Annotated in this window: 7 protein-coding genes and 1 pseudogene; 1 reads left to right on the top strand and 7 read right to left on the bottom strand. The window is 58.9% G+C overall.

Going from position 1 to position 8,556, the window contains the following annotated elements:
* Positions 1-6: 6 nt before the first annotated feature.
* From Q0H50_RS06875 to Q0H50_RS06865, 3 genes are all read right to left on the bottom strand, one after another.
* Positions 7-666, bottom strand: coding sequence for a universal stress protein (locus tag Q0H50_RS06875; protein WP_294420816.1), 660 nt, complete (start codon positions 664-666; stop codon positions 7-9).
* An 81-nt stretch (positions 667-747) separates the two neighbouring features.
* A complete protein-coding gene (locus Q0H50_RS06870) occupies positions 748-978 on the bottom strand; it encodes a hypothetical protein (RefSeq protein WP_294379891.1) in 231 nt (76 codons plus the stop codon).
* A 12-nt stretch (positions 979-990) separates the two neighbouring features.
* Positions 991-2,160, bottom strand: coding sequence for an inorganic phosphate transporter (locus tag Q0H50_RS06865; RefSeq protein WP_294420815.1), 1,170 nt, complete (start codon positions 2,158-2,160; stop codon positions 991-993).
* 486 nt (positions 2,161-2,646) lie between these two features.
* Between Q0H50_RS06865 and Q0H50_RS06860 the strand changes: the two genes are divergently transcribed.
* Positions 2,647-4,212 (top strand): aminotransferase class I/II-fold pyridoxal phosphate-dependent enzyme, encoded by a 1,566-nt coding sequence (locus tag Q0H50_RS06860; RefSeq protein ID WP_294420813.1) that lies wholly within the window; start codon positions 2,647-2,649, stop codon positions 4,210-4,212.
* A gap of 229 nt (positions 4,213-4,441) precedes the next feature.
* Here Q0H50_RS06860 and Q0H50_RS06855 read toward each other — a convergent pair whose 3' ends face one another.
* From Q0H50_RS06855 to Q0H50_RS06840, 4 genes and pseudogenes are all read right to left on the bottom strand, one after another.
* Complete coding sequence (locus tag Q0H50_RS06855) at positions 4,442-6,019, bottom strand: RecQ family ATP-dependent DNA helicase (protein ID WP_294420811.1); 1,578 nt, start codon at positions 6,017-6,019, stop codon at positions 4,442-4,444.
* An 88-nt stretch (positions 6,020-6,107) separates the two neighbouring features.
* Positions 6,108-6,209 (bottom strand): annotated as a pseudogene (locus Q0H50_RS06850) (hypothetical protein); the annotation flags it as partial.
* Positions 6,210-6,526: 317 nt separating this feature from the next.
* Entirely contained in the window at positions 6,527-6,937 is a 411-nt protein-coding gene (locus tag Q0H50_RS06845) for a peptide deformylase (protein WP_294420809.1), read from the bottom strand.
* 180 nt (positions 6,938-7,117) lie between these two features.
* Positions 7,118-8,425 (bottom strand): amidohydrolase family protein, encoded by a 1,308-nt coding sequence (locus Q0H50_RS06840; protein ID WP_294420808.1) that lies wholly within the window; start codon positions 8,423-8,425, stop codon positions 7,118-7,120.
* Positions 8,426-8,556 lie beyond the last annotated feature (131 nt).

Genomic DNA, 8,556 nt, shown 5'->3' with positions numbered 1-8,556 from the left:
CCCCGGCTATTCGTAAGCAAGGCGACCGAGCTGACGGTCGAGCTCAGCCTGGCGCTGTTCGCCAACGGGAGCCAAGCCGCCGCCCATGGATTCCGCGGTGCGCTCAAGCCACGCCGGGACGCCCCAAGCGCTGACCAGCTCAAGCGGCTGCCCGAATGCCACGGCAGCACGCGCGCCGAAGTCGATGGCGCGTGCGCTGACCGCCTCATCGGGGCCGACGCCCACGACGATCCCAGCGCCCTGCTGCTTCGCATCCCAGTCAGCGGGTACCACAACGGTGGGGACGCTGGTGGACACGGACACGCGCAGGCCCTTCGCACCGCCGATGGTTTCACCGATGGTGTGCCCGTGGTGGCTTCCCAGCACGATCAGGTCATGCATGGCCGCGGAATCGGCGAGCACGCCGACGATGTCGCCGACGGAGACGCTGGACTGGATGTGCATGTCGGGATAGCTTTCCAGAGCTGCCTGGCGCTTCTTCTCGAGCGCCGCCGTCGCGGTTTCGATGATGGTTTCGACGCTTACCCCGGCTTTGTTGGCGATCGCCTCGTCGATGACCGCCAGCATATGGACGTCGTAACCGACCACGCGAGCAAATCGCACCGCCCAATCAAGGGCGCGACGCCCGCGATCGCTGCCGTCAATGCCTACCAAAATGCTTCCCATTGCAACTCCTAACGAAGTGATCGCATTCGGATATCGGTCAGAAGATAATACCCGCCAAAAGCACCTATCCGCAAACCCTGATTAGTGGAACATCGGAATCATGAGCCAAAGGGCGAATAGGACGATCGAGACGCAGGCGGTGAAGCAGATGACGGAGACCACTCGGTGCAGCAGATGAGCGTTGCCCTGGGCATCTACCGAGCCGTCGGCCCACATGCGCAAACCCCATGCATACAGGACGCTGATAAGGCTTGCGACGCAAACCGCGGTGAATAGAACGGTGGCGAAGCTAATGATTTCAGTCGTGATCATATTCTACCTTCCTTACGCAGCCTGGGCTTGAGGCTGAACCGCGCGAGCCTTCTCGGCCTTGATGTTCACCTCGTGGCTATCGTTGACGTTGCCGCTGTTGACCGGATTGCGCTTCGAAAGGCGGAAGATGATCAGCGCGACGCACACGGCGATGGCAACCGTTGCGACGGTGCCCCAGACGCCGGTTTTCGCCAACGCGCAGGCAAGCGCGCCAACGATGCCGGCCGCGGGGAAGGTGACCAGCCAGGCGATCGCCATACGGCCAGCAACGCCCCAGTTGACCGGATTGCCCTTCTTGCCAAGGCCGGTACCGATGATGGAGCCGGAGCAAACCTGCGTGGTGGAAAGCGCGAAGCCAAGGTGAGAGGAAACCAGAATGGTGGTTGCGCTTGCAGCCTCAGCGGCGAAGCCCTGCGAAGTGCTGATCTCGGTCAGACCCTTGCCCAAGGTGCGGATGACGCGCCAACCGCCCATGTACGTGCCGGCGGCGATGGCAAGGCCGCAGATGGCGACGACCCAAAGCTCAGGACCGGAGCCGGAAGGCTGCAGGCCCACGGCGATAAGGGTCAACGTGATGATGCCCATGGTCTTCTGCGCATCGTTGGTGCCGTGCGAGAGAGCCACCAGGCAAGCGGTAACGGTCTGGCCGTGACGGAAGCCGGACTCAACCTGCTTCTCGCTCATGTGCTTGACCACAGTGAAAATGAGCTTCACCGCGCAGAAGGCTGCCAAACCGGCAACGATGGGAGACACCAGAGCGGGGACGAGGATCTTGGTGATGACAGCAGCGAAGTTCACGCCCTCAACGCCCGCACCGATGATGACGGCGCCGACCAGGCCGCCGAACAGCGCATGGCTGCTCGAGGAAGGAAGGCCCACCAGCCAGGTGAGCAGGTTCCAAATGATGGCACCAATCAGACCCGCCAAGATGAACTCAGGGGCGATGGTTACCACTTGCTCGTTGATCAGACCACCGGAGATGGTCTTTGCGACCTCTACAGACAGAAACGCGCCGACCAGGTTCAGCGTACCCGCGGCGATAACAGCGGTCTTGGGCTTAAGCGCGCCCGTTGCGATGGACGTGGCCATTGCATTTGCCGTATCGTGGAAACCGTTCGTGAAGTCAAACGTCAATGCGGTGACGATCACCAAGCCGACGATTACCAGCGTTGCCGGATCCATTACCTTTGTTCTCCCTTCGAAAACCTCATTGCGTCGTTAAAACATCGAGCGTTCGAGAGGCTCTATCTCATATAAGATCCGACGATCTCGAACGCATTACTGCGACGTTTCAAGGGCGCAGCACACCCTCGGCATGCAGGTACAAAGTCTAGGGGCGTTATGTAAAGCGTCTGTAAGGCCGCCTTCAGGTACGGGTAATGCTTTTAAGGAATCGAAAAGAAGAATCGAAAAGACCGCTGACCGGAGAAAGTTCATTCTTGAACTTCAGGGGCTTTATGAAATTGAACACACGACTATGCGAACGTGCTACACTGCAGGAAATTGAACCTATGAACTTTGGACTATGATCAAACATTAGCGACAGTTCATAGTTCAATTTGAAGGTTCATGAACTGGTTTGTTCATACGTTGGTTCAATTTGAGGTTCAATTCTATGTTGAACTGAACTTTGAACCTATGGTTTGAACTTTGAACGAAAGGAACGGCATGGATCAGAACGTGTTTGCCGAACAACTGAAGATTGCCATGGACGCCGCCGGCATGAAGCAGGCAGATTTGATCCATGCAGCACAAGAAGAAGGTCATAAACTCTGGAAAAGCCAGGTCAGCCAGTATGTTAGCGGCAAGACCATCCCCCGCCCCGACGTGATGCAGCTGCTTGCTGAACTATTGAACGTCACCCCTGAGTGGCTGGGCGGCGAGGAGTCTGCACCTATGACTCCTCCTGAACATGAACCTTCTATACCTGAACCAGTTGTTCATGAGGTTCAAAATGATTTTGAACCTTCAAATACCAATGAACCCACTGTGTCTGATGATCAAGGGAGCGTACCTATGCGTCAGTTCAAGAAATCCTCGAAGCTTGATAACGTTCTGTACGATGTTCGTGGTCCGGTTGTGGACGAAGCTGCACGCATGGAGTCCCAGGGCATGCGCATTTTGAAATTGAACATCGGCAACCCTGCCCCGTTCGGGTTCCGCACGCCCGACGAGGTGGTTCAGGACATGCGCCACCAGCTTCCCGATTGCGAGGGCTACAGCGATTCGAAGGGCTTGTTCAGCGCCCGCAAGGCCATCATGCAGTACTCTCAAATCAAGGGCCTTCCCAATGTGGACATGGACAGCATCTACACCGGCAACGGCGTCAGCGAACTCATCAACCTGTGCATGCAGGCGCTGCTCGACACCGGCGATGAGATCCTCATCCCCAGCCCCGACTACCCGCTGTGGACGGCTTGCGCCACCCTTGCCGGCGGCACGCCCGTTCACTATATCTGCGACGAGCAGGCTGAGTGGTATCCCGACATCGACGACATCGAGCGCAAGATCACGCCGCGCACGAAGGCCATCGTCATCATCAATCCGAACAACCCTACCGGCGCGCTGTATCCGCGCGAGGTGCTGCAGCAGATCGTCGATGTGGCTCGCAAACATCAGCTGATGATCCTATCCGATGAGATTTACGATCGCTTGGTCATGGACGATCTTGAGCACGTGTCCATCGCAAGCCTTGCCCCCGATCTGTTCTGCATCACGTTCTCGGGCCTTTCGAAGTCGCACATGATCGCCGGCTACCGCATCGGTTGGATGGTGCTCTCCGGCGAGAAGTACTGCGCCCAGGACTTCATCTTGGGCCTGAACATGTTGTCGAACATGCGCCTGTGCTCCAACGTGCCGGCGCAGTCCATCGTCCAGACCGCGCTGTGGGGCCATCAGAGCGTGCGCAATTACGTGGTGCCCGGAGGTCGTGTCTGCGAGCAGCGCGACTACGTGTACAAGGCGCTCAATGACATCCCCGGCATCACTGCCGTCAAACCCCGTGCAGCGTTCTATATCTTCCCGAAAATCGACGTGAAGAAGTTCAACATCACCAACGACGAGCAGTTCGCGCTCGACCTGCTACATGAGAAGAAGATCTTGCTGGTTCCCGGCAAGGGCTTCAACTGGGGCTCGCCCGACCACTTCCGCGTGGTCTACCTGCCGCGCATCGAAGTGCTCTCGGAAGCCATGGGCCAACTCGGCGACTTCCTCTCGCACTACCGCCAAGCGTAACGGAGGAGAGGCGCCTAGCAATTTCAGGTTTCGCACCATCATGCGTGAACAGGGGTCTGTCCCCCTGTTCACGTGTCCCCCTGTTCACGCATGTCCCTCGCTCTGCGACCTTGGGAGGGTTCTTGGCACCTTAGGCATCGATAATCACCGCATATGGGAAGAGGGGCGAAGCCCCTCTTCCCATATGATGTCAAACTTAGTCTTAAGCCCGGCCGAATCGCGCCGCTGCCTACTGCACATCGGAGCGGTAGGCTGCGATTTCGTCGAGGAAGGCTTTGCCGTACTTCTCGAGCTTCTTCGCGCCCACGCCGCTGACGTCCATGAACTCGTCCTCGGTTTCGGGCATGCGGGCGCACATATCGCGCAGCGATGCGTCGCCGAAGACCATGTACGGGGCCAGCCCGCCTTCGATTGCCAGCTGCTTACGCAACGCGCGCAACCTCTCGAACAAATCCTGGTCGTATGCCGCATCGGGACCGCTTGCCGTACCCGATCCGCCGAACGAGTGCCCACCGGCAACGCCCGCCTTGCGCTGCGGCTCGCGCAGCACCTGTTTCATCTGCAACCGGAAATCCGGCGCTGCCGCCTCGCGAAAACGCGGGCCAAACCCCACCACAGGGAACTTGCCTTCCGATATCTCCAAGTACTCACCTGCCGCAAGCAGCTCGATAACCTCTTTCAGCTGCACTTGCGACATGCTGACGGAATTGAGGCATTTCGCCTGCGCAAGGCCGAACTGTTCGAGACGTTCCATGTTCGTGCCGCGCAGCACATCCACTACCACACCCTTGCCGAACCTTCCGCGCAGCTCCTGCACGCAACGCATAACAGCACGCGCCTCCGCGGTAACATCCACCGCTCTGAACCCGCCCTCGCAGTTTGAGCAGTTTTTGCACGAGCCATTGTCCTGTTTTGCTGCGGACTCATCTCCGAAATAACGCAGCATGTAGCCGCGCAGGCATTCGCACGTCAGGCAATAGCCTTCCATGGCCGCCAGCATACGGCGTCTAGCCGCACGGGCTACTTCAGCCTCCTCGGGACTCATGCTTTCGTTGCCGCTGTCCTGCTCAAGGAAAAACCTGCAAGTGGACAGATCGCCATCACTCCAATAGAGCATGCACTCGCTTGCAAGCCCATCGCGCCCAGCGCGACCCGCTTCCTGGTAGTAGGCCTCAATGCTCGATGGCATGTTGTAGTGGATGACGTAGCGCACGTTGGATTTATCAATGCCCATGCCGAAAGCGTTAGTTGCCACGATGACCGCGGCATCGTCATTGATCCACGCCTGCTGATTGGCGTTGCGCTCTTCTTTGCCCAATCCCGCGTGATAGCGCGTTGCCTTCACACCGGATTGCACCAAATGTTCGTGCGCCTTCTCGACATTCTTACGCGTATTGCAATACACCACGCCCGAGTCCTCAGGATGTGCCTTCGCATACGTCGTGATGCGGTTCAGCTTTTTATTTGGCTCTAGACGCTCCACGGAAAAGTGGAGGTTCGGCCGGTCGAAACCGGTCACCGCTTGATAGGGATCCCGTAATCCCAAGAGACGAACGATATCGCCACGCACGCGCTCCGTTGCAGTTGCAGTGAACGCAGCCACAGTGGGACGCGCGGGAAGCTGCTCAATGAACTTACCGATACGCAGGTATGACGGGCGGAAATCCTGACCCCACTGCGATACGCAATGCGCCTCGTCTACCGCGATCAGCGGGATAGGCGCCTGCGAGGCGAACTCCGCGAAGCGCGGGTCCTCCAAACGCTCGGGCGCAACATAGAGCAGGTCGAACCCCCCCCGCCAGAGCACGCGCCATGATCGAACCCTGCTGAGACGGGGTAAGCGTGGAATTCAGATACGCCGCCTGAATGCCGGCGTCCTGCAAGCTGCGCACCTGGTCGCCCATCAGCGATACTAACGGGCTTATGACCAGCGCAAGGCCGCTCATGACAACGCCCGGTATCTGATAGCACACCGACTTGCCGGCGCCGGTAGGCATGACCGCAAGCGCATCGCGACCAGCAAGCAAAGCCTGCACCACGCCCTGCTGGCCCGGCCTGAAATCCTTGTAGCCGAAATGCATCTCCAGCGCCAAGCGCGCCTGCTCTATAGGTACCGACACGGCAAACCTTTCCCCTAACAACAAGTTTCACAATGCGCAAAGCGCAAACGCAAATCTAAATGCAGACGCAATGCAAACGCAAATGCGCGATTGCGTGATCACGTCGCCACAATCCTGCAAGATAATCGCAGCATACAACAGCTTCGAAACCTATCCGCAGAAGCGCTTCATCTGGTAAACGCTTCGGCAAATGCCTAGATTACAATGCCATTTATATGATCGATTTCGTGCTGGATTATCTGCGCAGTAAAGCCGCTGAAGCTTTTCTGGCAGGTTATAAACGATTCGTCCTGATATGACACGCGAATCTTTCGATACCGCTGACATGGTCGCTGCCCCACAAGAGACAGGCACCCCTCCTCGGTAGAATACTCGCTTGAGGCATGAACGATTTCGGGATTGAACATGAGCTTGGCCGTGCCATTGTCATCGAACACGATGATGCGCTTGCGCACGCCGATCATGTTCGCTGCCATTCCCACGCACTCATGGGCATGCGCCTCAAGCGTATCAAGCAAGTCCTGCCCAACAGGCGCATCCTCGATGGTTGCGGCCTCCGATGGCATGGCCAAGAACAGTTCGTTTCGCATGATCGGTCTAATCATCGGGCGCTCGCGCCTCCTTCATGGATATGGGCAGGTGGGTTGCAAATACGCGAAAAGGGGCTTCGCTGCACCTACTGTACCATGCGAAACCCCCGCGTTCAAGAAAAATCGAACGTTTGTTTTATTGTGTTTTCATAGCCTTTGACCTGCGAAAACAACCGAACGCTCCGCAAAACCCTGCTAAATCCGCGGCAAGAGCTTGTCCAATTCGCGATCGAGTTCGGGCAGGTGCTTCACGTGCAGGCCGTCGGCGAACTTGCCGCGGACCATGACGCGCTGCACATTGCGCAGCGCCTCCAGGTTATCAAGCGGGTTCGCGTCTAGCACGATCATGTCGGCCGACTTCCCCACTTCAATCGAGCCCGTCTCGTCGCCGAGCCCGATGATGCTTGCGTTGCCCAGCGTTGCTGCATGCAACGCAAGTTGACGGCTTGCGCCCACGATGCGCTCGAAGTACACCAGCTCGCGCCACATATCGTATTGCGTGACGTACGGGCACGCCGAATCGGTACCCAATCCAACGGGAATCCCCTGCTCCAAGGCCTGTTTTGCAGCGGACACGATACCGTCGAAGACGATGCGCCCGTTCACCACCTGGACCTCAGCGGAATGGGTCATCTCGGGCGGCAACTTGATGAACGGCAGCGCCGGGGAGACGGTGCAGGTCAGCGAGCTTTTGCGACCCACACCGTTTTCCCGGAACAGCGCCAGCAGCTCGTCGTCCAAAACGCCGCCGTGCTCGATAGTGTCCACGCCCGCTTCCAGGCCCACGCGAACACCCTCGGTGCTCTCGATATGCGCCGCGGTATGCATGCCCAGCTTGTGAGCCTCATCCACCGCTGCCGCCGCAATCTCAGGCGACATGCGCAGCACGCCCGGCTCGCCTTCCTTCTCGGCATCGAACACGCCGCCGGTGATGAACAGCTTCACCAAATCGCACTTGTGGGCGAAGCAGTCGCGCACAATCTCACGCGCTTGATCAGGCGTTTCGGCAATGTGTGCGAACAGCCCCGCGCCGTGGCCGCCCGGCACCGTCACGCCCACGCCCGAGGTGACCAAGCGCGGGCCCTGGTACTTGCCCGCGTTGATGGCGTCGCGTACCCACACGTCGGCGAACCCCGGATCGCCCACGCTTCGCACCGTGGTGACGCCGCTTGCCAGCTGCTGCTGGGCATGTTTGCGCAGCGTACGATGCAGGTACCAACGCCCGATGGGGTTGGCGACCACCTTCTCGATAAGGTCGCCCGCCGCGCCGGCGCTAGTGGGCTTGCCGTTGCCGCACAGATGCACATGCAGGTTGACCAGGCCCGGCATCAGGTACGCGCCCTTCAGATCAACCTCCTGCGCACCCGCAGGACCCACCGTGGAAGCGGCCGGCCCGACCGCGCTGATGCGGCCATCGTCGTCCACAGCGACGGTCATATTCTCTCGCGGCTGCATATCGCGCGTGCCGTCGAGCAGCGTTGCGTGCGTGAATACGTAAGACATGGCATTCCCCTTTACTTGCCTGCGCCGATGCGTGGGCATGGCGCGGAATCAATGGTGGTACCGTCAAGGATCTTTCGCAAATTTGCCGATGTCTAGGCGGGCCATCGGCGTTATCGGCCTACATCCCGCCC

The organism is uncultured Senegalimassilia sp., assembly GCF_934632265.1.
Taxonomy (GTDB): domain Bacteria; phylum Actinomycetota; class Coriobacteriia; order Coriobacteriales; family Eggerthellaceae; genus Senegalimassilia.
The sequence above is the reverse complement of the archived record's forward strand: the minus strand, read 5'-3'. Positions and strand labels throughout refer to the sequence as shown.

Coding starts and splice junctions, on each gene's coding strand:
- Q0H50_RS06840 (WP_294420808.1), bottom strand. CDS start 8,425: ATGTCTTACGTATTCACGCACGCAACGCTGCTCGACGGCACGCGCGAT.
- Q0H50_RS06870 (WP_294379891.1), bottom strand. CDS start 978: ATGATCACGACTGAAATCATTAGCTTCGCCACCGTTCTATTCACCGCG.
- Q0H50_RS06845 (WP_294420809.1), bottom strand. CDS start 6,937: ATGATTAGACCGATCATGCGAAACGAACTGTTCTTGGCCATGCCATCG.
- Q0H50_RS06875 (WP_294420816.1), bottom strand. CDS start 666: ATGGGAAGCATTTTGGTAGGCATTGACGGCAGCGATCGCGGGCGTCGC.
- Q0H50_RS06860 (WP_294420813.1), top strand. CDS start 2,647: ATGGATCAGAACGTGTTTGCCGAACAACTGAAGATTGCCATGGACGCC.
- Q0H50_RS06865 (WP_294420815.1), bottom strand. CDS start 2,160: ATGGATCCGGCAACGCTGGTAATCGTCGGCTTGGTGATCGTCACCGCA.